This window comes from Poseidonocella sp. HB161398 (assembly GCF_005870025.1).
Classification (GTDB): Bacteria; Pseudomonadota; Alphaproteobacteria; order Rhodobacterales; family Rhodobacteraceae; genus Mangrovicoccus.
This window is the reverse complement of sequence record NZ_VATA01000010.1, coordinates 83240-107341: the sequence shown is the minus strand read 5'-3', so window position 1 is coordinate 107341 and position 24102 is coordinate 83240. Positions and strand designations below refer to the sequence as shown.

18 protein-coding genes and 1 tRNA gene are annotated in these 24102 nt (G+C 70.1%); 12 read left to right on the top strand and 7 right to left on the bottom strand.

The features are described from left to right. The first annotated feature begins 28 nt into the window (after positions 1–28). Positions 29–1438, top strand: a complete 1410-nt coding sequence (gene leuC, locus FGX59_RS10490) for a 3-isopropylmalate dehydratase large subunit (RefSeq protein WP_138466484.1) — start codon at positions 29–31, stop codon at positions 1436–1438. Positions 1439–2394: 956 nt separating this feature from the next. Here leuC and FGX59_RS10485 read toward each other — a convergent pair. Then, positions 2395–4794, bottom strand: coding sequence for a methyl-accepting chemotaxis protein (locus tag FGX59_RS10485; RefSeq protein ID WP_171060598.1), 2400 nt, complete (start codon positions 4792–4794; stop codon positions 2395–2397). Between the two features lie 198 nt (positions 4795–4992). Between FGX59_RS10485 and FGX59_RS10480 the strand changes: the two genes are divergently transcribed. From FGX59_RS10480 to FGX59_RS10455, 6 genes are all read left to right on the top strand, one after another. Then, positions 4993–5535, top strand: a complete 543-nt coding sequence (locus tag FGX59_RS10480; protein ID WP_240722367.1) for an HdeD family acid-resistance protein — start codon at positions 4993–4995, stop codon at positions 5533–5535. Between the two features lie 125 nt (positions 5536–5660). After that, positions 5661–6266 carry a 3-isopropylmalate dehydratase small subunit gene (leuD, locus tag FGX59_RS10475; RefSeq protein ID WP_138466482.1) on the top strand — a complete coding sequence of 202 codons (606 nt, stop codon included), beginning with the start codon at positions 5661–5663 and terminating at the stop codon, positions 6264–6266. A 58-nt stretch (positions 6267–6324) separates the two neighbouring features. Next, positions 6325–7326 (top strand): endonuclease/exonuclease/phosphatase family protein, encoded by a 1002-nt coding sequence (locus tag FGX59_RS10470; protein WP_138466481.1) that lies wholly within the window; start codon positions 6325–6327, stop codon positions 7324–7326. Between the two features lie 55 nt (positions 7327–7381). Further along, positions 7382–8485, top strand: a complete 1104-nt coding sequence (leuB, locus tag FGX59_RS10465; RefSeq protein ID WP_138466480.1) for a 3-isopropylmalate dehydrogenase — start codon at positions 7382–7384, stop codon at positions 8483–8485. 119 nt (positions 8486–8604) lie between these two features. Continuing rightward, positions 8605–9579: a DMT family transporter gene (locus tag FGX59_RS10460; protein ID WP_138466479.1), complete on the top strand. Its 975-nt coding sequence runs from the start codon at positions 8605–8607 to the stop codon at positions 9577–9579. A gap of 55 nt (positions 9580–9634) precedes the next feature. Next, positions 9635–9711, top strand: a tRNA-Pro gene (locus FGX59_RS10455). A gap of 176 nt (positions 9712–9887) precedes the next feature. On the opposite strand, the gene FGX59_RS10450 is transcribed toward FGX59_RS10455, so the two are convergent. Further along, positions 9888–11084: an acetyl-CoA C-acyltransferase gene (locus FGX59_RS10450; RefSeq protein ID WP_138466478.1), complete on the bottom strand. Its 1197-nt coding sequence runs from the start codon at positions 11082–11084 to the stop codon at positions 9888–9890. A 124-nt stretch (positions 11085–11208) separates the two neighbouring features. On the opposite strand from FGX59_RS10450, the gene FGX59_RS10445 reads away from it, so the two are divergent. Further along, complete coding sequence (locus tag FGX59_RS10445) at positions 11209–11781, top strand: TetR/AcrR family transcriptional regulator (protein WP_138466477.1); 573 nt, start codon at positions 11209–11211, stop codon at positions 11779–11781. Here the strand turns inward: FGX59_RS10445 and FGX59_RS10440 are convergent. Beyond that, positions 11778–13220 (bottom strand): MFS transporter, encoded by a 1443-nt coding sequence (locus FGX59_RS10440; protein ID WP_171060597.1) that lies wholly within the window; start codon positions 13218–13220, stop codon positions 11778–11780. The genes FGX59_RS10445 and FGX59_RS10440 overlap by 4 nt on opposite strands. A 100-nt stretch (positions 13221–13320) precedes the next feature. Here FGX59_RS10440 and FGX59_RS10435 point away from each other — a divergent pair, with 100 nt between their 5' ends. From FGX59_RS10435 to FGX59_RS10420, 4 genes are all read left to right on the top strand, one after another. Next, complete coding sequence (locus FGX59_RS10435; protein ID WP_138466475.1) at positions 13321–14193, top strand: LysR family transcriptional regulator; 873 nt, start codon at positions 13321–13323, stop codon at positions 14191–14193. A 122-nt stretch (positions 14194–14315) separates the two neighbouring features. Beyond that, positions 14316–15917: a calcium-binding protein gene (locus FGX59_RS10430; RefSeq protein WP_138466474.1), complete on the top strand. Its 1602-nt coding sequence runs from the start codon at positions 14316–14318 to the stop codon at positions 15915–15917. A 149-nt stretch (positions 15918–16066) separates the two neighbouring features. Beyond that, complete coding sequence (locus FGX59_RS10425) at positions 16067–16453, top strand: VOC family protein (protein ID WP_138466473.1); 387 nt, start codon at positions 16067–16069, stop codon at positions 16451–16453. A 125-nt stretch (positions 16454–16578) separates the two neighbouring features. Continuing rightward, on the top strand, positions 16579–18171 hold the full coding sequence (locus tag FGX59_RS10420) for an ABC-F family ATP-binding cassette domain-containing protein (protein WP_138466472.1): 1593 nt from the start codon (positions 16579–16581) through the stop codon (positions 18169–18171). On the opposite strand, the gene FGX59_RS10415 is transcribed toward FGX59_RS10420, so the two are convergent. The 4 genes from FGX59_RS10415 to FGX59_RS10400 all read right to left on the bottom strand — a co-directional run bounded on the left by FGX59_RS10415 (position 18168) and on the right by FGX59_RS10400 (position 24052). Next, positions 18168–18674 (bottom strand): cell wall hydrolase, encoded by a 507-nt coding sequence (locus tag FGX59_RS10415; protein ID WP_138466471.1) that lies wholly within the window; start codon positions 18672–18674, stop codon positions 18168–18170. The two genes, FGX59_RS10420 and FGX59_RS10415, sit on opposite strands and share 4 nt — an antisense overlap. Before the next feature lie 104 nt (positions 18675–18778). Next, positions 18779–20500, bottom strand: coding sequence for an OFA family MFS transporter (locus FGX59_RS10410; RefSeq protein WP_138466470.1), 1722 nt, complete (start codon positions 20498–20500; stop codon positions 18779–18781). A gap of 239 nt (positions 20501–20739) precedes the next feature. Continuing rightward, the gene (locus FGX59_RS10405; protein WP_138466469.1) at positions 20740–22656 is read right to left on the bottom strand and encodes a cache domain-containing protein; all 1917 of its coding nucleotides are present in this window, start codon (positions 22654–22656) and stop codon (positions 20740–20742) included. Between the two features lie 40 nt (positions 22657–22696). Next, on the bottom strand, positions 22697–24052 hold the full coding sequence (locus FGX59_RS10400) for a sigma-54 dependent transcriptional regulator (RefSeq protein WP_138466468.1): 1356 nt from the start codon (positions 24050–24052) through the stop codon (positions 22697–22699). Positions 24053–24102: the final 50 nt, after the last annotated feature.

Genomic DNA, 24102 nt, shown 5'->3' with positions numbered 1-24102 from the left:
AATGACGACCTGCTCGGAGATGTTCCCGATGACCGCCACGCCGAAGACCCTCTATGACAAGATCTGGGATGCCCATCTGGCCCACGAGGCCGAGGACGGCACCAGCCTGCTCTATATCGACCGCCACCTGGTCCATGAAGTGACCAGCCCGCAGGCCTTCGAGGGGCTGCGCATGGCGCACCGCCCGGTGCGCGCGCCCGAGAAGACCATCGCGGTTCCGGACCACAACGTCCCCACGACCGAGGACCGGGTGAACGGCATCACCAACGAGGAGAGCCGCATCCAGGTGGAGGCGCTCGACAAGAACGCCAAGGATTTCGGGATCAACTACTACCCGGTCTCCGACATCCGCCAGGGCATCGTCCACATCGTCGGGCCGGAGCAGGGCTGGACCCTGCCGGGCATGACCGTGGTCTGCGGCGACAGCCACACCGCGACCCATGGCGCCTTCGGCGCGCTGGCGCATGGCATCGGCACCTCCGAGGTGGAGCACGTGCTGGCCACCCAGACGCTGATCCAGAAGAAATCCAAGAACATGAAGGTGGAGATCACCGGCAAGCTGCGCCCGGGCGTTACCGCCAAGGACATCACGCTCTCGGTGATCGGCAAGACCGGCACGGCCGGCGGCACCGGCTACGTGATCGAGTATTGCGGCGAGGCGATCCGCGACCTCTCCATGGAAGGCCGGATGACGGTCTGCAACATGGCGATCGAGGGCGGCGCCCGTGCCGGCCTGATCGCGCCGGACGAGAAGACCTTCGACTACGTCAAGGGCCGCCCGCACGCGCCCAGGGACGCCGACTGGGACAAGGCCGTCGCCTGGTGGCAGACGCTCTTCTCCGACGAGGACGCGCATTGGGACAAGGTCGTGACCATCGCGGGCGAGGACATCGCGCCGGTCGTCACCTGGGGCACCTCGCCCGAGGACGTGCTGCCGATCACCGCCCTGGTTCCGTCCCCCGAGGACTTCACCGGCGGCAAGGTCGACGCGGCCAAGCGCTCGCTCGACTACATGGGGCTGACCCCGGGCATGAAGCTCGAGGACATCAAGATCGACACGGTCTTCATCGGCTCCTGCACCAATGGCCGGATCGAGGATCTGCGCGCGGCGGCGGCGATCGTGAAGGGCAAGAAGATCAAGGACGGCATGCGCGCCATGGTCGTTCCGGGCTCGGGCCTGGTGCGGGCGCAGGCGGAAGAGGAAGGCCTGGCCGACATCTTCCGCGAGGCGGGCTTCGAATGGCGCCTGGCCGGCTGCTCGATGTGCCTGGCGATGAACCCCGACCAGCTGAGCCCGGGCGAGCGCTGCGCGGCGACGTCGAACCGCAACTTCGAGGGGCGCCAGGGCCGCGGCGGCCGCACCCATCTGATGAGCCCGGCCATGGCCGCGGCGGCGGCCGTCACCGGCCATCTGACCGATGTGCGCGAGCTGATGTAAGTCTCCAGCCTCCGTCCCGGACGGAGGCAGCGCGAATATCCGAACGGCCTCCGCCTCCGGGCGGGGGCCGTTTCGCGTTGCGGCCTGCCGCGCTGCGATCTCTCCCGTCAGTGGCGTTCGGGCTTGCCGTGGGGGTCCTTCCTTTCACTGGCGTTCGGGCCTGCCTTGCGGGCGATCATCCCTTGCACCGGCGTTTCGGCCTTTCGTGCGGTGGTCTTTCCCGTCAGTGGCGTTCGGGCTTGCCGTGCGGGGGTCCCTCCTTTCACTGGCGTTCGGGCCTGCCTTGCGGGCGATCATCCCTTGCACCGGCGTTTCGGCCTTTCGTGCGGTGGCCTTTCCCGTCAGTGGCGTTCGGGCCTGCCGCGCGGCGGTCCTCACCTTCAGAGGCGTTCGGCCCTGCGGTGCGGTGGTCGCCCTTCCACGGCGTTCCAGCTTGCCGAGTGGCGGTCCTCCCCGCCGCAGCCGTTCCAGCCAGCTTAGTGACAGTGTTCCCTGCCACCGGCGTTTCAGCCTGCTGGGAGATGGTGCTTCCGGCTTCGGCGTTCCGACCTGACGTAGGGTTTCGTCTTGCCGCAGTCGTTCCGGCTAGCTGAGCAACGGCGATCCTTGCTGTCGGTGTTTAAGCCTGCGCGAGGAGGGAATATTCAGCCTTTGGCGTGCCGGCCTGCCGTGTGGCGTTCCTTCCCGCCGCGGCGTCCCGGCTTGCTGAGCATCGGTGCGCCCTGGCGTCGGTGTTTCAGCCTGCGCGGAGCGGAATATTGAGCCTTCAGCCCGCCGGCCTGCCGTGTGGCAGTCGTCCCCGCTGCCTGCGCCCCGGCTTGCTGAGCGTCGGTGCCTCCGCAACCGGTGTCTGGACCTGCCGCGTCGATGGTCCTCTCCGCCAGCGATGGTCTGGCCAGCCGAGCGGCGGGTGTTCACGCGGTTGGCGTTCGCCCCCCCCGCGGAGAGGCCAACGGTCAGGCCACCCGTGCTTCGATGGGCGGGGCGCTGTCTACCTCCCCGGCTGCGAGATCGGCGAAGCGGAAGCCCGCCATCTCCCGCGAGAGCAGCTTGGCCTCGCCGTCGAGGGTCTGGATCGCGGCATTGGTCTCCTCGAACATCGCGGCATTCTGCTGGGTGGTCCGGTCGAGCTGGGTCGTCGCCTGGCTGATCTCGGAGATGCCGAGCTTGGCCTCTTCGAAAGTCGCGGCGATCTGGTCGATGGCGCCGGAGACAGAGCCGATTTCGGTCACGATCTGGCGCAGCGCCTCGCCGGAATTTGCGGCCATCTCGACGCCGCGCTGCACGCTCTGCGCCGAGCGGGAGATCATGTCGGCGATCTCGCGGGCCGAATCCGAGGAGCGCTGCGCCAGCGCCCGGACCTCCGAGGCGACCACGGCGAAACCGCGCCCGGCCTCGCCTGCGCGGGCGGCCTCCACCCCGGCATTCAGCGCCAGCAGGTTGGTCTGGAAGGCGATGTCGTCGATCACGCCCAGCACCTTCTCGATGGCGGCCGAGGCCTTCGAGATCTCCTCCATCTGGACGATCGTGCTCTGCACCACCTCGTTGCCCTGAGCGGCCCGGGCCGACATGCCGTCGACCGAGGTCTTGGCCGTGACCGCCGCACTCGTCGCCTTGCCGACCGAGCTCGACATCTGCTCGAGCGAGGCGGCGGTCTCCTCCAGCATGGCGGCGTTGCGCTCGGAGCGGCGGGCGAGGTCGTCGGTCGCGGTGGAAAGCTCCTCCGCCGAGCCGTTCACCGTCACCGCCGCGCCCGAGACGCGCGACAGGGTGCGGCCCAGATTGGCGGTGGTGCGGTCCATCACCTCGGCGATCTCGGCGAAGACGCCGGAAAGCGCGCCGTCCATCCGGTAGGTCAGGTCGCCGTCGGCCAGCCGGTCGAGCGCCACGCGGATCGCCGAGAGCCCCTGGTCGGCGACCTCGCCGATGCGGTTCACGCCGTTGCAGATCTCGGCGATGGCGCCCTCCTTGCCGTCGAGCCCGAGCCGCTGCGAGAAGTCCCCGCGGGCGCAGGCATTGACCACCTGGGCGATGTCCTGCGCGTCGCGCCGCTCCTGTGCCAGCCGGGCCTCGGCGCGGGCGGTCTCCTCCTGCTGGCGCTCGACCTCGGCGCGGCGGTTGGCCTCGCGCTCCTCGGCGGCGCGGGCCTCCGCCTTGCCGCGTTCGGCGGCGACGCGTTCCAGATCGGCGCGTCCGGTCACGATGCTGTCGCGGAAGCGGGCCAGAGAGGTGATGATCGCGGCGAGTTCGGGCGGCGCCCGCTGCGGCAGAACCGCGTCGAGATCGCCCTCGGACATGGTCCGCGCGGCCCCGGCTATGCCCGACATCGTGTCGAGGATGCAGCGCAGCCCGGTGCGCAGCATCAGCAGGAGCAGCGTCGCCAGCACCGCCGTCGCCAGCAGCCCGGTTGCCAGACGCGCCAGGCTGGCCCGGCGCCGCGCCTCGACCGCCCTGGCGATATCGGCCGACATCGCCTCCTCGATCCCCTTCATCGCGTTGATTCGTTCGGTGGAGGCGGCAAAGAAATCCTTGCCCTGGAGGCCCTGCAGATTCCCCGTCTCGGGATAGGCGAAGGCGATGTCGCGCATCCGCCAGACCTGCTGCGTGCCGTCGAGCGCGCGCATCGCCTCGAAGGCGGCGCGATGGGCGGGGTCGGCATTGGCGAGGAAGAAGTCGAATCCCATTTCCTGCTGGGAAATCAGCCGCTGCAGTGCCAGTAGCCGCGCGGTGTCGAAGGCGCCGGCGGCGAAGCCCCCCGAGGCGATGGCGCGCTCGATCCCGGCGCGCTCCTTCGCGGCGAGGAAGGCGACGAAGCTGTTGACCGCGGTCGTGACCTCGGCATCGCTGCTCATCCCGCCGATGCGCGAGATCTGGGTCAGCATCGCGCCGTTTCCGGCGGTGTAGTAGCCGAGCGCCTCGCCCACCGGGATCTCCTGCGCGTCGACGCGGGCGCGGATGTCCGGCCGCTGGCCGATGGTGGCGAGGATCGCCTCCATCGCGCTGCCGATCTCGCCGCCCAGATGGTCGAGCCCGGGCGTGGCCAGAACCGATGCCAGCCGCGCGGTGGCGCCCTCCGTCGCCTCGCGCTGCTTCGCCAGTTCGGGGCCGAACTGCGCGCCCTTGCTGTTGAGGAAGATGCTGGTGGCGCCGCGCTCTTTCTGCTGCTCGTGCACCAGCACGCCGAGCGAATCGACCAGCTCCATCAGCCGCCCGATCTGCGCAGTGCGCGAGAATGTGGGGGCTTCGTCGTAAACGAGACTGCCGGCCAGCAGCATCACCGCTGCCAGCGGCACCCCGACCGATGCCAGTATGATGCTCTTTATGCTCTGTTTCTGCAGGCGTTCTTTAATGCGCATCGGATTCGCCTTTCCCGGGACACCGCACCTTCCTAGGTGGCGATGCTTTAATTTCTGCTGAGGAAATCGCTTGCATTCGCGCGATCTGCCGCCGGGCCGCGGCACCATGCGCCAGGCTGATGCCAAAGGTCGCCTATCAAATGGGGTGGAATCCGGTTAACTGGAGCAGGGTTCAGGGAACGAGAGGGAGCAGTATCAATGAAGACCTGGATGAAATGGCTGCTGGTGGGCGTGCTCTCTGTCGCGTTCGGCATCCTGGCGCTGAGCAACACGGTCCTCGCCTCGGTTTCGGTCACGATCATGACCGCGATCCTGCTCTGCGTCTCGGGCGTCATCCAGATCATCGGCGGGCTGACCGACGCGCGGCTCGGCAACAAGATCTGGAACGTGCTGCTGGGCCTCCTGATGCTGATGCTCGGCATCTCCTTCTGGAAGAACCCGCTCGAGGGCGCGGTCTCGCTGGCGATGCTGGTGACGATCCTGATCGCCGCGGGCGGGGTGATGCGGATGTTCCTGGCCTGGCAGATGCGCAACAGCCAGTATTTCTGGGCGATGCTGGTCTCGGGCGCGGTCTCGATCCTGCTCGCCGGGCTGATCCTGGCGGATTTCGCCACGCTCTCAGTGCAGATCATCGGCATCTTCCTGGGGATCGAGCTGGTCTTCAACGGGCTCAGCCTGGTGGTGCTGGCCTTCTTCCTCCGCCGAAATCCCGAATTCCTCGACCGGTTCAACCGCCACTGAGATGGGCGCCGCTGGCGCAGGCGGCGTCTGCGGCTTGTCCTTCCGCCCCGGCTCGGCTAAGCGGAACCCCAATATCGACGGATCGGCAGGGCAGGGCGCAGGACGCCCGCCGCAAGGAGGCGAGGATGGATAAATTCACGAAGGTTACCGGTGTGGCAGCGCCCATGCCGCTGATGAACATCGACACCGACATGATCATCCCCAAGCAGTTCCTGAAGACGATCAAGCGCTCGGGTCTCGGGGTGAACCTGTTCGACGAGATGCGCTATGACTCCGAAGGCAGGGAAATCCCGGAATTCGTGCTGAACCAGCCGGCCTACCGCGATGCCAAGATCATCGTGGCGGGCGACAATTTCGGCTGCGGCTCCTCGCGCGAGCACGCGCCCTGGGCGCTTCTGGATTTCGGCATCCGCGTGGTGATCTCCACCAGCTTCGCCGACATCTTCTACAACAACTGCTTCAAGAACGGCATCCTGCCGATCGTCGTGTCGCAGGAAGACATCGACAAGCTGATGGACGACGCCAAGCGCGGTTCCAACGCGGTGATCTCGGTCGATCTGGAGAACCAGGTCATCACCGGCCCGGATGGCGGCTCGGTCAGCTTCGACGTCGACCCGCACCGCAAGCACTGCCTGCTGAACGGGCTCGACGATATCGGCCTGACGCTGGAGAAGGCCGCCTCGATCGACGCCTACGAGGCGAAGGCCGCGGCAGAGCGCCCCTGGGTCTGACCGCCGGGGCCACGCGCCCGGCAAGACTTCGTTAACCACGTTCGGAGAGCCTGCGGCCATGTGGCTGCGGGCTCTTTTCCTTTCCTGCTGGGCGCTGTCGGCGGTGGCGGAGCCGCTGCGCGTGGCGGTCTACAATACCGAGCTCGACCGCGACGGGCCGGGGATCCTCCTGCGCGACATCCTCGAGGGGGCGGAGGACGTGGCGGCCGCGGCGGCGCTCGTCGCTGCGGCGCGGCCCGACATCCTGCTGCTGACGCGGTTCGACTACGATCACGGGCTGATGGCGCTTTCGGCCTTCAACGACCGGCTGGGCGCGGTGCGCTTTCCCCATCTCTTCGCGCTCAGGCCCAATACCGGTCGGGCGACCGGGCTCGATCTCGACCGCGACGGGCGTCGCGGGGAGCCGGAGGACGCGCAGAGCTTCGGCCGCTTCTCCGGGCAGAACGGCATGGCGATCCTGTCGCGCCATCCGGTCGAGACGGAGGCGGTGCGCGACTTCTCGGCATTCCTCTGGCGCGACCTGCCCGGCGCGCGGCTGCCGGAGGCCGGCGGCGCGCCCTTCTGGGATGACGGGGTGCTGGCGGTGCTGCGGCTCTCGACCACCGGGCACTGGGACGTGCCGGTGCGGATCGGCGGGCGGGTGCTGCACCTGCTGGCCTTCCATGCCAGCCCGCCGGTCTTCGACGGGCCCGAGGACCGCAACGGGCTGCGCGCGGCGGAGGAGCTGCGCTTCTGGCAGCTCCATCTCGACGGCGCCTTCGGCCCGCCGCCGGGGCCGGATGTCGTGCTGCTCGGCACCGCCAATATCGACCCGGAGAAGGGCGACGGGCGGCAGCAGGCGATGCGCGCCCTGCTGGCCGATCCGCGGCTGCAGGATCCCCGCCCGCGCGATGCCGAAGGGGCCGAGACCGCCGACTGGCCCGAGGGGCCGGGGCGGCTGCGGGTCGACTACCTGCTGCCCGGGGCGGGCCTGCAGGTGCTGGGCGCGGGGCTGTTGCCGGGCGGGCCCGCGAGCCGCCACAAGCTGGTCTGGACCGATCTGGCATTCCCGCCGCCTTGACGCTTGCGGGGGGGCGGGCTAGGCCGCTCGGCGACTTGTTCGAGAGGAGACTCCCATGACCACGCCTTCCCTGTTGATCCTGCCGGGCGACGGCATCGGCCCCGAAGTGATGGCCGAAGTCCGCCGCGTCATCGACTGGTTCGGTGACAAGCGTGGCCTCGCCTTCGACGTCTCCGAGGATCTCGTCGGCGGCGCCGCCTATGACAAGCACGGCACGCCGCTGCATGACGACACGATGGCCAAGGCGCAGGAGGTCGACGCCGTCCTGCTGGGCGCCGTGGGCGGCCCGAAATACGACGTGCTCGACTTCTCGGTGAAGCCCGAGCGCGGCCTCCTGCGCCTGCGCAAGGAGATGGACCTTTTCGCCAACCTGCGTCCCGCCCAGTGCTTCGACGCGCTGGCCGACTTCTCCTCGCTGAAGAAGGACGTGGTCGCCGGGCTCGACATCATGATCGTGCGCGAGCTGACCTCGGGCATCTATTTCGGCGAGCCGCGCGGCATCTTCACCGAGGGCAACGAGCGGGTCGGCATCAACACGCAGCGCTATACCGAGTCGGAGATCGACCGGGTCGCGCGCAACGCCTTCGACCTGGCCATGAAGCGCGGCAAGAAGCTCTGCTCCATGGAAAAGGCCAATGTCATGGAATCGGGCATCCTGTGGCGCGAGGTCGTGACCAAGGTCGGCGAGGACTACCCGGAAGTCGAGCTGAGCCACATGTATGCCGATGCCGGCGCGATGCAGCTCTGCCGCTGGCCCAAGCAGTTCGACGTGATCGTCACCGACAACCTCTTCGGCGACCTCTTGTCCGATGCGGCGGCGATGCTGACCGGGTCGCTGGGCATGCTGCCCTCCGCCTCGCTCGGCGCGCCGATGGAGAACGGCCGTCCCAAGGCGATGTACGAGCCGGTCCACGGCTCGGCGCCGGACATCGCGGGCCAGGGCAAGGCGAACCCGATCGCCTGCATCCTGAGCTTTGCCATGGCGCTGCGCTACAGCTTCGACCTGGGCGACGAGGCCGCCCGGCTGGAAGCCGCGATCAACGCCGTTCTGGAAAAGGGGGTCCGCACCGCGGATCTTCTGGGCGAAGAGGGCGTGACCCCGGTCTCCACCGCGGGCATGGGCGACGCGATTCTCGCGGCCCTCGACGAGAGCCTCTAAACTTTTTACCTGCCCCCACTAGACTGCCCCCGGAACCGGTGCGACCGTTCCGGGGGCGGAACTTTTTCTGCACCTGCGAAATTCGATCACCAGTGACGCGCAATACCGCAAGGGGTGCCATGACCATTGCCAGGAACACGACGGCGCAGGGAGCGCTGTTCTCTCTCGCTGCCTTCGGGATCTTCTCGACCCATGACGTGGTGGTGAAATTCCTCGGATCGAGCTTCGCGCCGTTCCAGATCGTCTTCTTTTCCGTGCTTTTCGGCTTTCCCGTTGTCACCGTCATGCTGATGCGCGACCGCACCGACGGCAATCTGCGGCCGCGCTATCCGCTGTGGACCGGGCTGCGGACGATGGCGCAGGTGGTGACCTCGGTCTGCGTGTTCTACGCCTTCTCGGCGCTGCCGATGGCGCAGACCTACGCGATTCTCTTCGCCTCGCCGCTGCTGATCACGCTGCTGGCGATCCCGATGCTGGGCGAGAAGGTCGGCTGGCAGCGGGGCCTGGCGGTGATCGCCGGGCTGCTGGGGGTGATGGTGGTGCTGAAGCCCGGCTCGACCGACCTGTCGCTCGGCCATGCGGCGGCGCTGGTCGGGGCCTGCACTGGCGCCTTCGCCTCGGTCGTGGTGCGCAAGGTCGGCCGGGACGAGCGCAACGCGGTGCTGCTGCTCTATCCGATGGTGGCGAATTTCCTGGTGATGGGCGCGGCGCTGCCCTTCGTCTACCAGCCGATCGAGGTGGAGCATCTGGGCGGCTTCTTCATGATGGCGGTCCTGGGCTTCTGCGCGGCGCTGCTGCAGATCCTGGCCTACCGCACGGCCTCTGCCGTGATCGTGGCGCCGATGCAGTATTCGCAGATCATCTGGGCGGCGTTCTACGGCTTCCTGTTCTTCGGCGAGAGCCTGACGCTGAACACGGTGATCGGTGCGGGCATCATCATCGCCAGCGGCATTTTCATCGTCCTGCGCGAGGATTCGAAGCCCGGTTCCGAGACGCCGGTCCTGTCGACCCGCGGCCGCTATGCCCAGGGCACGCTGCCCCGGCTGGGCAGCATTGCGCGGCTGATGAAAAGAACGCGGGTTCCGGCAGAATAGTTGAAATCGGCTCTTGCGCTCCCGGGCGCAGGGCTGTAGATCGCCGCTACTTGATCGGAGTGTAGCTCAGCCTGGTAGAGCACTGTCTTCGGGAGGCAGGGGTCGGAGGTTCGAATCCTCTCACTCCGACCAAGTAAAAACAGGGACTTGTCCCTGTCGTCAAAGACCCCCAATCCTCCCGTGACATCCAGGCCCCGCATTGCGGGGCTGATGCCGTTTCTTCCCCCCTGCAAGACTGCCCCCCGCCGCAGCAGATGCTGCGACCGGGGTTCTCCGTGGTCCGGGCCGCTGCCGGCGGGCGCTTGGGCTCAGTCCGCCAGTTCCAGCGCGATCGCCGTCGCCTCGCCGCCGCCGATGCACAGGCAGGCGACGCCGCGGCGCAATCCGCGGGCGCGCAGCGCATGGATCAGCGTCACGATGATCCGCGCCCCGGTGGCGCCGATCGGATGGCCGAGCGCGCAGGCGCCGCCATTGACGTTCACCCGATCGCGCGGAATGCCGATCTCCGCCGCTGCCGCCATGGCGACCACCGCGAAGGCCTCGTTGATCTCGAAGAGGTCGACATCGGCCGCCGTCCAGCCGACCTGGCCGAGCAGCTTGGCGATCGCCGGGATCGGCGCGGTGGTGAACCATTCGGGCGCCTGGGAATGGGTGGCATGGCCGAGGATGCGCGCCATCACCGGCAGGCCGCGGCTCTCGGCCAGCGCCGAGGAGGCCAGCACCAGCGCGGCGGCGCCGTCGGCATTGGCCGAGGAACTTGCCGCGGTGATCGTGCCCTCCGCGCCGAAGGCGGGGCGCAGCGCGGGGATCTTCTCCGCTAGGATCTGCCCGGGCCGCTCGTCCCCGGAGACCGTGACCGTGCCCTTGCGCCCGGCGACCTCGACCGGCACGCATTCGGCTGCGAAGGCGCCCGAGGCCAGCGCGGCCTGCGCCCGCTCCAGCGTCTCGATGGCGAAGGCGTCCTGTGCCGCGCGGCTGAAGCCGTAGCGCGCCGCCGTCGCCTCGCCGAAGGCGCCCATCGGGCGGCCCTGTTCATAGGCGTCCTCCAGCCCGTCCTTCATCATGTGGTCGATCAGCGCGCTGCTCCCGGCCTTCCGCCCGCCGCGCATCTCGGGGATCAGGAAGGGGGCGGAGGACATCGCCTCCATGCCCCCGGCGACGACGATCCCGGCGCTGCCCGCGCGGATCAGGTCATGGCCCAGCATCGCCGCCTTCATCCCCGAGCCGCAGACCTTGTTGACGGTGGTGGCGCCGGTGGCATCCGCCAGCCCGGCGGCGCGGGCCGCCTGACGCGCCGGCGCCTGGCCGAGCCCGGCGCCCAGCACGCAGCCCATCAGCACTTCGGACACTTCGCCGGGATCGAGCGCGGCATCGGCCAGCGCGGCGCGGATCGCCGCGGCGCCGAGTCCGGTGGCGGGGACATGGCTGAACGCCCCCATGAAGGCCCCGAGCGGGGTGCGCCGCGCCCCGAGGATGGCGACCGGATCATTGGTCCCTTGTGGCATCTCTGCCCTCCTGTCACTCCGATTGGAGTATAATGATAATCCATTTTAGATTATGGTGGTCATCCAATCTGTCAAGGATTAGATTATGGCCGTACTTCAAGAGAGGCGGAGCGGAGGGCAGCCCATGCGGATGAGCCGGAAGGATGCGGCGGAGAACCGGCAGAAGGTGCTGCGCCTAGCGAGCGAGATGTTCCGCGAGGCGGGCTATGACGGGGTCGGCATCGCCGCGCTGATGCAGGCGGCGGGGATGACCAATGGCGCATTCTACAAGCAGTTCGACAGCAAGGAGGCGCTGATCGCCGAGGCCACCTCGGAGGCGCTCGACGGCAATGCCGGGCAGTGGGAGGCAGCGCTGGAGGCGGCCGGGCCGGAGCGGGAGGCGGCGCTTTCCGCATGGTATCTCTCGGGTCTGCATCTGCGCCATCGCGGCCGGGGCTGTGCCTATGCGGCGCTCGCGGCCGAGGCGCCGCGCCACGAGCCGCCGGTGCAGGCAGCCTTCGAGGCGGGGCTCTTGCGGACGCTACGACAGATCGCCGGGCCGGAAGCGGGACCGGAGGACGAGGCGGAGGCGATCCGCCTGCTCAGCCGCCTCGTCGGCGCGATGGTCCTGGCCCGCGCCGTGGCCGATCCGGACCTGGCCGGGCGCATCCTGGCTGCCAATGGCGGGACGCCCGGCCCGGAGGCGCAGGGGGACTAGCGGCCGCGCAGCCGCCGGGCGATCACCGCCGCGCAAAGCAGCGTCAGCACCGCGAGCCCCCAGAAGAGCCAGCGCAGCGCCGTATCGACGCCGCCGCGCAGCGCCGCCTCGACCGGCGCGCCGGAGACGATGGCCAGCGCGGTCTCCCGTCCCGCGCCGGTGACCCGGGCGATCAGCCCGGCATAGGCGGCCGAGGCCAGCGCCAGCACGATCCCCTCGGAGGCAACGCGGACGGTCGAGAACATGCCGGTGGCGACGCCGGCCTTCTCGCGCGGGGCGACCTCGACCGCCAGCCCGTCCATCAGCCCCCAGGGCAGCCCGCTGCCGCAGCCGATCAGCACGAGCATCGGCACCAGATGCAGGAGCGGCCCGTCGAAGGAGGCGAAGCCGAGGCCGAAGAGGCCGGCCGCCGCCAGCACGAGCCCCGCCGCGGCCAGAGGGGCGCGATGGCCGGTGCCGAAGCGGGCGAGCAGCATCGAGACCAGGAAGACCGGCACCGAGAGCGCCATGGAGACCAGCCCCGCGGCGAGCTCGGAATAGCCCGCCCCGACCAGCTGCACCGGAACGATGACGAGGAGCGAGACGAAGCCGAGGCAGGTCGCGACCGGCAGGGCCTGCACGCCGAGGAAGGCCGGGTCCTCGAGCAGCGTCAGGTCGAAAAGCGGCGCCGGGCAGCGGCGCTCCCAGGCCAGGAAGGCGGAGAGGAACCCGGCCATGGCGAGGAGGAGGCCGAGGCTGGCCGCCGAGGCGAGGCCGCGCGCGGGCAGCAGGATCGCCCAGGCGGTCAGGCTGAAGAGCAGCCCGGCGAAGAGGAGCGCGCCCGGCAGGTCGAAGGGCGCCGCGGCGGGGCTGCGGCTTTCGGGCAGGGCACCCGCGCCCGCAGCCAGCGAGACCAGCGCCAGGAGCGAGGGGAGGAGGAACACGCCGCGCCAGCCTGCGGTCTCCAGCGCCCAGCCGCCGATCACCGGCCCGAGGGCCAGCCCCAGCCCGAAGGTCGCGCCGATCAGCGAGAAGGCGCGGCGCCGCGCGGCATCCGACGGCATCTGCGCCAGGACGGCGGTGCCTCCGGCCAGGGTCGCGGCGGCGAAGAGCCCCTGCAGCCCGCGCAGGAGGTCGATTGCCAGCAGGCTCGGCGCCAGCGCCAGCAGCCCGCCGCTGGCGACGAAGCCCGCCAGCCCGGCGCGGAACACCCGGCGGCGGCCGATCCGGTCGGCCAGCGCCCCGGCGATCAGCGGCAGCGCGCCGAAGACCATCATGAAGGCGTTCACCACCCACAGGAGCTGCGGCCCCGAGACGCCGAAGGCGCGCCCCAGTGCCGGGGTGGCGATCGCCCCGCCCGAGAAGGTCATCGGCAGCACGGCGGCGGCCAGGCAGATGGACAGGACCATCCGGCCCTGGCGGCGGTCGCGGGGCAGGTCATGCGGTATCGAAAGGGTCATCAGCGGTCTCCTATGAGCTCCGCCGGAAGGTAAGACTTTCAAATTTATTGGGAATGATCCAATACTTCCCGTTATTACGGACAGAAAGTCGTGAATAGCCATGCCGAGCCTGACCCTTCTGGAAAGCTTCGCCGCTACAGCGCGCCTGGGATCCTTCGCGGCGGCGGCGCGGCGGCTGGGCGTGTCGCCTTCGGCCATCGGCAAGGCGATCCAGCGGCTGGAGGAGGAGCTGGGCATGACGCTCTTCCGCCGCAGCACCCGGCGGCTGGAGCTGACCGAGGAGGGGCGCGGGCTGCTCGCGGGGCTCGGCCCGGCGCTCGAGGCGCTGGAGGAGGCGGTCTCGGCCGCGCGCGACCGCACCGCGCGGATCGAGGGGCCGCTGGTCCTGACCGTGCCGCTGGTCGGCTACCATCTGGTCAATGCCCAGCTCGGCCCGTTCCTGGAACGCCATCCCGGCGTGACGATGGATATCCGCTTCTCGGACGCGATGGTCGACCTGATCGCCGAGGGGGTCGACCTGGGCGTCCGCAGCGGCCCGCTGCGCGACAGCAGCCTGACCTCGCGCCGCTTCGGCGGCTTCCGCCACGGGCTTTTCGCCTCGCCGGACTACCTGGCGCGGCGCGGCGTGCCCGAGATGGCGACGCTCGACGCGCATGACCGCATCGCCTTCCGCTTCGGCACGACCGGGCGGCTGCAGGCCTGGCTGGCCGCCGACGGCACGCCCCTGCGGCTCTCGCCGCCGCGGCTGTCGGTCACCGCGATCGAGGGCGCCCGCACCGCCGCGCAGGCCGGGATGGGTGTCGCCTGGCTGCCCGATTTCATCCTCGGCCGGGATCTGGCGGAGGGGCGGCTGGTCCAGGTGCTGGCGGAGGAGGCCTGCGAGAGCGGCGAGTTCTTCCTGGTCTGGCCCGCCACCCGTGCCATGCCGCGGCGGCTGCGCGCGCTGATCGACCACCTCGTCGCGCCGCTCTAGCCCCCGCGCTGGCGGGCCGGAAAAAAAATTTCGGAAAAGAGTGAACCGTTCCCGGAGGTCCCGCGACCAAGGGTCAACAGCGCCACGGTGGGGCTGTCGACTTAGCGAGATGGAACAGGACAATGGCAAGCAAACTGGTGACCGGGACGGAGAATGCAGAGGTTCTGGCAGGCGGACCCGAGGACGAGATCTTCGAGGCACTGGGCGGCGATGACGTCGTCGTGGCCGGCGAGGGCAACGATGTGGTCAAGGGCGGAGACGGCGACGACGTGCTGGCCGGCGAAGACGGCGCCGACACGCTGATCGGCGATCGCGGCGACGACGTGATGCTGGGCGGCCGCGGCTATGACCGGATGATCTGGAACAATGGCGACGGCTCGGATGTCATGGAGGGCGGCCTGGGCTTCGACACCGCCGAGGTCAACGGCGCCGACGGTGCGGGCGATTACTTCGAGGTCTCGAGCGCGGACGGCCGGGTGCAGTTCGAGCGGGTCAATCTGGGGCCTTTCTCGCTGGATATCGGCAGCACCGAAAAGCTGGTGGTCAACGGGCTGGGCGGCGATGACACGATCGATGCCAGCGGGCTCGAGGCCGGGGCGATCCAGCTGAAGGTCAATGGCGGCGACGGCAATGACGTGCTGATCGGCGGGGCCGGGGACGATGTCCTGATGGGCGGCGCCGGGGCGGACCTTCTCGAGGGCGAGAAGGGCAATGACGTCATGATCGGCGGCACCGGCCGCGACCGGATGGAATGGGACAATGGCGACGGCTCCGACACGATGGATGGCGGCTACGGCTATGACACCGCCGCGGTCGAAGGGGCCGAGACCGCGGGCGACGCCTTCGTGGTCAGCGGCACGGCGGGCGATGTCGATTTCGCCCGCACCAATCTGGGGCAGTTCACCCTGGACATTATCGACACCGAGAAGCTGGTGGTCGACGGGCTGGGCGGCGACGACACGATCGACGCCAGCGGGCTCGAGGCGGATGCGATCAAGTTCAAGGCCTTCGGCGGCGAAGGCAACGACCTGCTGATCGGCGGCGCGGGTGATGACGAGCTCAATGGCGGCAGCGGCGCGGACCTGCTGATCGGCGGCAAGGGCAATGACGTCATGAATGGCGGCATGGGCCAGGACCGCATGGTCTGGGCCAATGGCGACGGCTCGGACGTGATGAATGGCGGCTACGGCTACGACACTGCCGCGGTCACCGGCGCCGACGGCGCGGGCGATGCCTTCGTGGTCAGCGGCACGGCCGGGGATGTCGATTTCGCCCGCACCAATCTGGGCCAGTTCACGCTGGACATCATCGACACCGAGAAACTGGTGGTCGACGGTCTGGACGGCGACGACACGATCGACGCCAGCGGGCTCGACGCCCATGCGATCAACCTCAAGGCCTATGGCGGCGCGGGCAATGACGCGCTGACCGGCGGGGCGGGCGGCGACTATCTCGACGGCGGCGCGGGCAATGACCTGATGACCGGTGGCGAGGGGGCGGACACCTTCGTCTTTAACGGCGGCGACGACCGGATCACCGATTTCGGCGAGGGCGAGGATGTCGTCCTGCTGCAGATCGAGGGCGGCTATGCCAGCTGGGAGGACGTCTCCGATCTGGCCGAGCAGCAGGGCGACGACGTCGTGATCGATTTCGGCCATGGCAACAGCCTGACGCTGGAAAACACCCATCTGGGCGATCTCGGCCAGCACGACTTCCTGTTCTGATCCCATCCCTTCCCGGGTGAGAGGACGCACCGGTTCCGGCCGGTGCGTCCTTGCATGTTCCGGCGGGCGCGCGCTAGCCTCCGCGCCCGCGCCCGCGCCCGCGCCCGCGCCCGCGCCCGCGCCCGCGCCCGTAGAATGGAGTCCCGCGCATGATCCCGATCGACCGCCTGGACCATCTGGTGCTGACCGTTGCCGATATCGACCGGACCTGCGATTTCTACGAGCGCGTGCTCGGCTTCGAGACCGTGACCTTCGGCGCCGGCCGCAAGGCGCTGCGCTTCGGGGCGCAGAAATTCAACCTCCATCAGGCGGGGCGCGAATTCGAGCCCAAGGCCGGCCGCCCGACGCCGGGATCGGCCGATCTGTGCCTGATCACGCAGATGGACATCGCCGAGGTCGCGGCGCGGCTGGCAGAGGCCGGCGTGGCGGTGGAGGAGGGGCCGGTGGCGCGCACCGGCGCGACCGGGCCGATCCGCTCGGTCTATCTCCGCGATCCCGACGGCAACCTGATCGAGATCGCCGCCTATTCCGCCTGAGCCCCGGGCTTGCATTGCCGGGTCCGCGACCCCAGCTAGGGGGCAGAGCTTCAGGAGACTTTTCGCCATGGACAAGACCCTCGCCGCCGTCGCCCTTCCGGTTCCGCAGCGAGAAGACCTGTCCCATGCCTGCTCCCGTCTCCGTCTCCATTTCCCGCCTCTTCTGGTCCGTCCCTGACGGCCGTCCCCTTTTCACCGGCCTCGACCTCGCCTTCGGCCCCGGCCGCACCGGGCTGGTCGGCAGGAACGGCGCGGGCAAGAGCACGCTCCTGCGGCTGATCGCGGGCGAGCTCTCCCCGCTCTCGGGCCAGATCCGCACCGCCGGCCGTCTTGCGATGATGCGTCAGGAGGCGGCGCCTGCGCCCGGCGCGCGGATCGCCGATGCCTTCGGCCAGGGGGACGCGCTCGACCGGCTGGAGCGCGCCGCGGCCGGCACTGCCTCGGCTGCCGATCTGGCGGCGGCCGACTGGGATCTGCCCGCCCGGATCGGCGCGGCGCTGCGGCGCTGCGGGCTCGACATGCCGCCGGAGACCCCGCTGGCGCAGCTCTCGGGCGGCGAGCAGAGCCGTGCCGCGCTGGCTGCGGCGATTTTCGGCGATCCCGATATCCTGCTGCTGGACGAGCCGACCGACGCGCTCGACCGCGACGGTCGCGCGGCCGTCGCGGGGCTGCTCCGCGGCTGGCCGGGCTGCGCCATCGTCGCCAGCCATGACCGCGCCCTGCTGGAGGAGATGGACGCGATCGTCGAGCTAGGCCCGCGCGGCGCGGCCCGCTTTGGCGGCGGGTTCAGCGCCTATCGCCGCCAGAAGGACGAGGCGGAGGCGGCCGCCCGGCAGGCGCTCGACCAGGCGGGACGGGCCCGCGACCTGGCGCGGCGCCGCGCGCAGGAGGCCGCCGAGCGCAAGGCGCGCAAGGATGGCGCGGGCAAGCGCTCGCGCGCGAAGGGCGGCCAGCCGAAGGTGCTGCTCGATGCGGCGAAGGAGCGGGCGGAGGCCTCGGGCGGGGCCGGGACGCGGCTGCGCGAGGCGCGCTGCGGCGCGGCCGAGGCGGCGCTGGAAGAGGCGCGGGCCCGGGTGGAGCGTCTGCTGCCGGTCGATATGGAGATCGCGCCGACGGGGCTTGCGCCCGCGCGCCGGGTGCTGCGGCTGGATGGCGTTGCCGCCGGGCATGATCCGGCCGCGCCGGTGCTGCGGGGCCTGTCGCTGGAGATCACCGGGCCCGAGCGTGTCGTGATCGCCGGGCCGAATGGCAGCGGCAAGACCACGCTTCTCGATCTCGCCGCGGGCCGCCGGGCGCCGCTGGCCGGGCAGCGCGAGCTCTGCGTGCCGGCCGCCTGCCTCGACCAGCATCTGGGGCTGCTCGATCCGGGCGCAAGCCTTCTGGGCAATGTCCTGCGGCTCAACCCGCAGATGGCGCCGAACCAGGCCCGTGCCGCGCTGGCGCGGTTCGGCTTCCGCGGGGCGGAGGCGGAGCGCCCGGCCGGAGCGGCCAGCGGCGGAGAGCGGCTGCGCGCGGCGCTGGCCGCGACGCTCGGCGGGCTGCCGCCGCCGATGCTGCTGATCCTAGACGAGCCGACCAACCATCTCGATCTCGACGGCATCGCCGCGCTCGAGGCCGCACTGGCCGCCTATGACGGCGCGGTGCTGGCGGCCAGCCATGACGCGGCCTTCCTCGCGGCGCTGGGGCCTGACCGGATCGTGACGCTGCCCGGCGGCTAGCGCCCGGTCAGCCCCTCGGTCGGGGCGGGGGGCACCGGCTGGGTCACGGCTTCGGGGCGGCGGCGCTCGTAGAAGGCGTTGCCGCCGGCCGAGAGCACGTAATGCATGTTGTTGTAGCCCGCCCGGTAGCTGGCGGCGTGGAAGAACTGGGCATTGGCGATCAGCGGGTGGCGCTCGCCCTTGAGCACCGCCATCGCCGCCTCGCGCACCTCGGGCAGGGCGCTGCTGTCCATCGGCCGGGACATGATGTTCGGGGCGAACTGCCCCTTCTGCCCGACCACGCCGCAGACCGTGCCGGGATAGCTGTCGGACTCCACCCGGTTCATCACCACGCTGCCCACGGCGATCATGCCGTCGCGGCTGGAGCGGTAGGATTCGAAGAACATCGCCCGCTCCATGCATTCGAGCTGCCCGGGCTCGTGGCGGGAAGAGCCGCAGCCCGCCAGGGCCAGCAGCACAAGCGCCGGCAGCGCGGCCGGCAGTCTCGTCGTCGGAAAGGTCATTTGCTCGCCTCTTGCCTGGTCACATGCCGGCTTCGGCGCAAAGGTTAACGGCAGCTGGGCGCCGGCATCAACCGGGGACGGGGCGCCGGAGCGCCCCGCGAGGGTCATTCGACCGGAACTGCCTGCAGTTCGGGCTCGTCATGGTGGTGATGCTCGCGCACCGGCCGCATGAAGAGATTGGCGAAGAAGGCCACGACCAGCAGCGCCGCCATGCAGTACATGGTGGTGTTGTAGAGCGAGGGCGTCGGATCGACGGTGCCCGCGGGGGCGATCTCCATCAGCCCGGCGATGGTCACGGTCTTGGCCGCCACCAGCTGGTCGAGCTGGGCGATCGGTGCGCCGAAGCGCTCGGCGAAGGCGGCGGGGTCGATCCGCCCCGCCAGGTCGGCGATGGCGTTGCTGACCGACATCTGCCGCAGCGAGGTGATCGCCAGCGGGCCCAGCACCCCGGCGGTCGACCAGGCGGTCAGCAGCCGCCCGTGGATGCCGCCGACATGCATCGTGCCGAACATGTCCGCCAGATAGGCCGGGATCGTCGCGAAGCCGCCGCCATACATCGAGAAGATGATCATCGTCGCGGCGTAGAAGCCGATCAGGTAGATCATCGACGGGTTGGTCGCCACGGTCGAGGCGAAGTACGGGATCGACAGGTACAGGAGCGTGCCGAGCACGAAGAAGCACATATAGGTCGCCTTGCGCCCGATATAGTCCGAGGTCGAGGCCCAGAAGAACCGCCCCACCATGTTGAAGACCGAGATCATCAGCACGTAGGTCGAGGCGAAGGCGGCGGTGACGACCAGCGGCATGACCGAGCCGAAGATCTCGCTCATCATCGTCTTGGCGACGCCGATCACCCCGATCCCGGCGGTGACGTTGAAGCAGAGCATCACCCAGAGCTGCCAGAATTGCGGCGTCTTCAGCGCCTGGTCGATATGGACGTTGTTCTGCGAGACCATGCCCGAGGCGGCGGGCTTCGGCACCCAGCCCTCGGGACGCCAGCCCTCGGCCGGGACGCGGTACTGGAAGGAGGCCAGCAGCATCACCACGAAATAGACGATGCCGAGGGTCAGGAAGGTCGCGGCCGCGCCGGTATTGCCGGTGCCGATGACATAGACCCCGGCCTCGCCGCCGAAGGGCGCGGCCTGCTGGGCGGTGGCGATCACCACCTCGGCGCGGCCCGTGGCGGTCTCGGCGAAGACCCGGCCGTTCTCGACCGTGGTGGCGACCGTGTCCGCGGCGCCGAGGAAGTCGGGCGCGCGGGAATAGAGGTCGAGGAGCCAGCCCTTGACCGGCGCGGCGATCATTGCGCCGCCGCCGAAGCCCATGATCGCCATGCCCGTCGCCATGCCGCGGCGGTCCGGGAACCAGCGGATCAGCGTCGAGACCGGCGAGACATAGCCCAGCCCCAGCCCGCAGCCGCCGAGCACCCCGTAGCCGAGATAGATCAGCCACAGCTGGTGGCTCGAGATCCCGAGCGAGCCGATGACGAAGCCGCCGCCCCACAGGAAGGCGGCCACGACACCGACCATGCGCGGCCCGACCTCTTCGAGCCACTTGCCGGCGAAGGCCGCGGCGAGGCCGAGAAAGACGATCGCCACCGAGAAGATCCAGACGACGGAGCCCAGGCTCCAGTCCTCGGCGCTCGAGGCGACGACGCCCAGCTCGCGCGTCAGGGGCGGGTTGAAGACCGACCAGGCATAGACCGAGCCGATGCACAGATGGATGGCGATGGATGCCGGCGGCACGCGCCAGCGGTTGAAGCCGGGGCCGGCGACGATGTGGCTCTTGTGCAAGAAGCCGAGGGCACCGCTCGGGGCGTTGCTCATGGTAGTCCTCCCTGATCCGGACCGGGGGCGCCGTCCTCCTGTGGCGCATCCGGCCGCATGCGGGTGCATGCCGGGCGAGAAAGCGCGGCAAAGGGCCTTGCTGTCAAGAATGAAGTAATTAGATATCAATGGTTTAAATGGACATAACGCCCGCCGGCCCGCGGGTGCGGCCGGGCTTTGCGGACATTTTGTCCGTCGGGCCGCCCGCGCGGGCCGCCGGATGGCGCATTCTGTCCCGCTCAGGCATTTTCCGCCTCCGGCAGGAAAATCCGGAAGGTGGCGCCCTCGCCGGGGCGGCTCTCGGCGGTGATCTGCCCGCCGGCGCGACTCACGATCTGCTGGCTGATCGACAGGCCCAGCCCGGTGCCCTCGGCCTGCTTGGTGGTGAAGAACGGGTCGAAGATCCGCGGCAGCACCTCGGGGGCGATGCCGGTGCCGCTGTCCTCGACGGCGATCTCGGCGCCGCCCGGCACGTCGCGCGCGGCGACGCGCAGAGTGCCGCCGCCGGGCATGGCATGGACCGCGTTCAGGATCAGGTTCACCAGCACCTGCTGCAGCTCGGTGCGCGACATGCGCACGCCGGCAAGGCTGGCGTCCTCCAGGCGGCAGTCGATCCCGGCCGCCTCGATCTGGTGGCGCGTCAGCACCAGGCAGTCGCGCAGCACCTCAGCGGGCGAGATCGTGCGGACCGCGCCGGAATAGTCCTCGGGCCGGGCGAATTGCAGCAGCTTCGAGACGATGACGCCGATCCGGTAGACCTGGTCGTCGATCAGCCGGAACTCCTCCTCCACGGCATCGGCGGCGGAGCCCAGCGTGTCGCGGGCGAGATCCAGATTGCCCTGGATCACCGCCACCGGGTTGTTGATCTCATGTGCGACCGAGGCCGTGATCTCGCCCACCGCGGCCAGCTTGCCCGACATGATCAGCCGCTCGGTCGTGCGCTCCAGCTGGCGGTGGGCGCGGCGCAGGTCGCGGGTGCGGTCCTCGACCTCGGCCTCCAGCCGCTCCGCCCAGCCGCGCAGCTCGCGGTCGCGCGCCTGCAGCCGGTCGAGCAGCTCGTCGAGATGCGCGGCGACCTGGGCGATCTCGCCGCCATCCGGGGCCGGGCGGTTGCGCGCGGTCATGTCCCCCGCCTCGACGCGCTCGATGGTGCTGGTCATCTTCTCCAGCGGGCGGAAGATATGGCCGGCCCAACGCAGGAAGATCGGCACCGACAGGAGCGCGATCAGCAGGAAGGCGCCGCCCAGCGTCGCGATCGAGGCCAGCCGCGCCTGGCGGAAGGGCGCCTCGAGGAAGCCGACATAGAGCATGCCGACGCGCTGTCCGGTGCTGTCGCGGATCGGCTCGTAGGCGGAGATGTACCAGTCATTGACGACGAAGGCGCGGTCGAGCCAGATCTGCCCCTCGCCCAGCACCTGCGCGCGGACCTCGGCCGAGACGCGGGTGCCGAGCGCGCGGACATTCTCGAAGAGCCGCACATTGGTCGAGATCCGCACGTCGTCGAGGAAGAGCGTCGCGGTGCCCTGGCTGCCCGCGGGCAGGCTCTGCGGACGGTAGACCAGCGCGTTGATGCGGTCGATGAAATCGAGATTGCCGTTCAGCAGCAGCCCGCCGACCAGCGCCGCGCGGCGGCCGCCGGGCAGGGCGAGCGGGGCGGCGGAGTGGATGACCATGCCGCGGGTCTCGACAGCGGGCCCGCCGGGCATCGCCCCGCGGGTCGCCACGATCGGCAGCCGCGCGCGCTCTGCCAGCCCCGGCACCAGCTGGTCGAGCTCGGCGGCCGAGAAGATGTCGACCGCGCTCTGCCCCTCGCCCCCGAGCGCGGCGGCGACCACCGGCCAGGCGCGGGTGTCCGGATCGCCATGGGCGACGCGCAGGAAATCGAGCCCCAGCCGCTGCCGCTCGCGCTCCAGGAAGGCGGCGGCGTCCTCGCCCGCCAGCGCGTCGCGCATCTCGGCCGAGCGGGCGGAGGCGTCGATCCGCTCGCCCGACATCTCGACAAGCCGCGCCAGGTACTGGTCGGCGATGGTCAGGTCGCCGGTGACCTTGTTGACCAGCAGGTCGTCGATCTTGTCGGACCAGCGCCAGATCGTGGCGCCGAGCAGGATCGGCAGCAGCACCAGCATCGGTAGCAACGCGATGACGAGGAGGCGCATCCGGACCGAGCGCCGGATGCGGGGCGGACGGGCCACGGGCTCAGAGCCCCCAGGCGGCGCATTTGCGGTCGATGGTCTTGCGCGACACCCCGAGCCGCCGCGCCGCCTCGGCGCGGTTGCCGCCGAGCGCGTCGAGCGCCTGCAGGATCTCGCGCCGCTCGGTATCCTCCAGAGGCGCGATCTCGCGCGCCGGGACGGCCGGGGCGAGGGTCTCCAGCTGGAACCGCCCGAAGATCAGCGCCCGCTCGACGAAATTGCGCAGCTCGCGGATGTTGCCCGGCCAGTGATGGCGCAGCATGGCGGCCCGGGCCGCGCCGGTCAGCTCCAGCCGCGGAAGCCCCAGCGAGGCGGCGATCTCGTCGAGGAAGAGCTCCGCCAGGTCGATCAGGTCGGCGCCGCGGTCGGCGAGCCGCGGCATGTGCACCTCGACCACGTTGATGCGGAAGAGCAGATCCTCGCGGAAGGTCCCGGCCTCGACCGCGCGGGCCAGCGGGCGGCTGGAGGAGGCGACGACCCGCAGGTCGAGCTGGACCTCGCGCTCGGTGCCGATCGGGCGGATGACGCCATGCTCGAGCACCCGCAGGAGCGCGGTCTGCGCGCCGGGCCCGAGCTCGCTGACATCGTCGAGGAAGACCGTCCCGCCCGAGGCCGAGGCCAGGAGCCCCTCGCGCCCGCCCTGCGCGCCGGGGAAGGCGCCGGGGGCATGGCCGAAGAGCTCGAACTCGATCATCTCGGCGGGAATGGCGCCGCAATGGATCGGCACGAAGGGCGCGTGGCCGCGGCCGGAATGGCCGTGCAGGTGGCGCGCCGCGATCTCCTTGCCGGTGCCCGACGCGCCGGTGACCATCACCGGGGTCGAGAGCCGCGCGACCCGTTCCAGCGTGGCGCGGACCTCGGCGATGGCGGGCGAATTGCCGATCAGCTCGGGCCGGGCGCTTCCGGCGCGGGCACTGCCAAGTTCCCGGCGCAGAAGGAAATTCTCCCGCCGCAGCCGGGCCATTTCCAGGCAGCGGCGCAGCGCGGCGAGGATCTGCGCCGAGCGGAAGGGCTTCAGCACGAAATCCGACACGCCCGCCCGCAGCGCCCCGATCGCGGTCTGCAGGTCGGCATAGGCGGTGATCATGACCGTGTCTGTCACCCCGCCCAGCTCGCGCTGCCCGGCCAGCCAGTCGAGTCCCTTCTGCCCGGGCATGATATTGTCGAGCAGCATCACGTCGTACTGCCGCGCGGCCAGCCGTTCGGCGGCCTCCGCGGCGGTCGCGGCCTCGTCCACCCGGCGGCAGAGCGGCCGCAGCGTCTTGACCAGGAAATGGCGCATTCCCGGCTCGTCATCGACCACGAGAATGCTCGCGCCCTCCAGCGGGTCGGCCAGCTCCGCCCGGCCTCTTTCCGGCATCTCCCCCATGTCCTCCCTTGGCTCCCCGCGGCAATCAAACGGCGAAACTC

Coding starts and splice junctions, on each gene's coding strand:
- FGX59_RS10400 (WP_138466468.1), bottom strand. CDS start 24,052: ATGCCGGAAAGAGGCCGGGCGGAGCTGGCCGACCCGCTGGAGGGCGCG.
- FGX59_RS10460 (WP_138466479.1), top strand. CDS start 8,605: ATGACCATTGCCAGGAACACGACGGCGCAGGGAGCGCTGTTCTCTCTC.
- FGX59_RS10445 (WP_138466477.1), top strand. CDS start 11,209: ATGCGGATGAGCCGGAAGGATGCGGCGGAGAACCGGCAGAAGGTGCTG.
- FGX59_RS10440 (WP_171060597.1), bottom strand. CDS start 13,220: ATGACCCTTTCGATACCGCATGACCTGCCCCGCGACCGCCGCCAGGGC.
- leuD (WP_138466482.1), top strand. CDS start 5,661: ATGGATAAATTCACGAAGGTTACCGGTGTGGCAGCGCCCATGCCGCTG.
- FGX59_RS10480 (WP_240722367.1), top strand. CDS start 4,993: ATGAAGACCTGGATGAAATGGCTGCTGGTGGGCGTGCTCTCTGTCGCG.
- FGX59_RS10425 (WP_138466473.1), top strand. CDS start 16,067: ATGATCCCGATCGACCGCCTGGACCATCTGGTGCTGACCGTTGCCGAT.
- FGX59_RS10430 (WP_138466474.1), top strand. CDS start 14,316: ATGGCAAGCAAACTGGTGACCGGGACGGAGAATGCAGAGGTTCTGGCA.
- FGX59_RS10485 (WP_171060598.1), bottom strand. CDS start 4,794: ATGCGCATTAAAGAACGCCTGCAGAAACAGAGCATAAAGAGCATCATA.
- FGX59_RS10435 (WP_138466475.1), top strand. CDS start 13,321: ATGCCGAGCCTGACCCTTCTGGAAAGCTTCGCCGCTACAGCGCGCCTG.
- FGX59_RS10470 (WP_138466481.1), top strand. CDS start 6,325: ATGTGGCTGCGGGCTCTTTTCCTTTCCTGCTGGGCGCTGTCGGCGGTG.
- FGX59_RS10405 (WP_138466469.1), bottom strand. CDS start 22,656: ATGCGCCTCCTCGTCATCGCGTTGCTACCGATGCTGGTGCTGCTGCCG.
- FGX59_RS10415 (WP_138466471.1), bottom strand. CDS start 18,674: ATGACCTTTCCGACGACGAGACTGCCGGCCGCGCTGCCGGCGCTTGTG.
- leuC (WP_138466484.1), top strand. CDS start 29: ATGACCGCCACGCCGAAGACCCTCTATGACAAGATCTGGGATGCCCAT.
- FGX59_RS10420 (WP_138466472.1), top strand. CDS start 16,579: ATGCCTGCTCCCGTCTCCGTCTCCATTTCCCGCCTCTTCTGGTCCGTC.
- FGX59_RS10450 (WP_138466478.1), bottom strand. CDS start 11,084: ATGCCACAAGGGACCAATGATCCGGTCGCCATCCTCGGGGCGCGGCGC.
- leuB (WP_138466480.1), top strand. CDS start 7,382: ATGACCACGCCTTCCCTGTTGATCCTGCCGGGCGACGGCATCGGCCCC.
- FGX59_RS10410 (WP_138466470.1), bottom strand. CDS start 20,500: ATGAGCAACGCCCCGAGCGGTGCCCTCGGCTTCTTGCACAAGAGCCAC.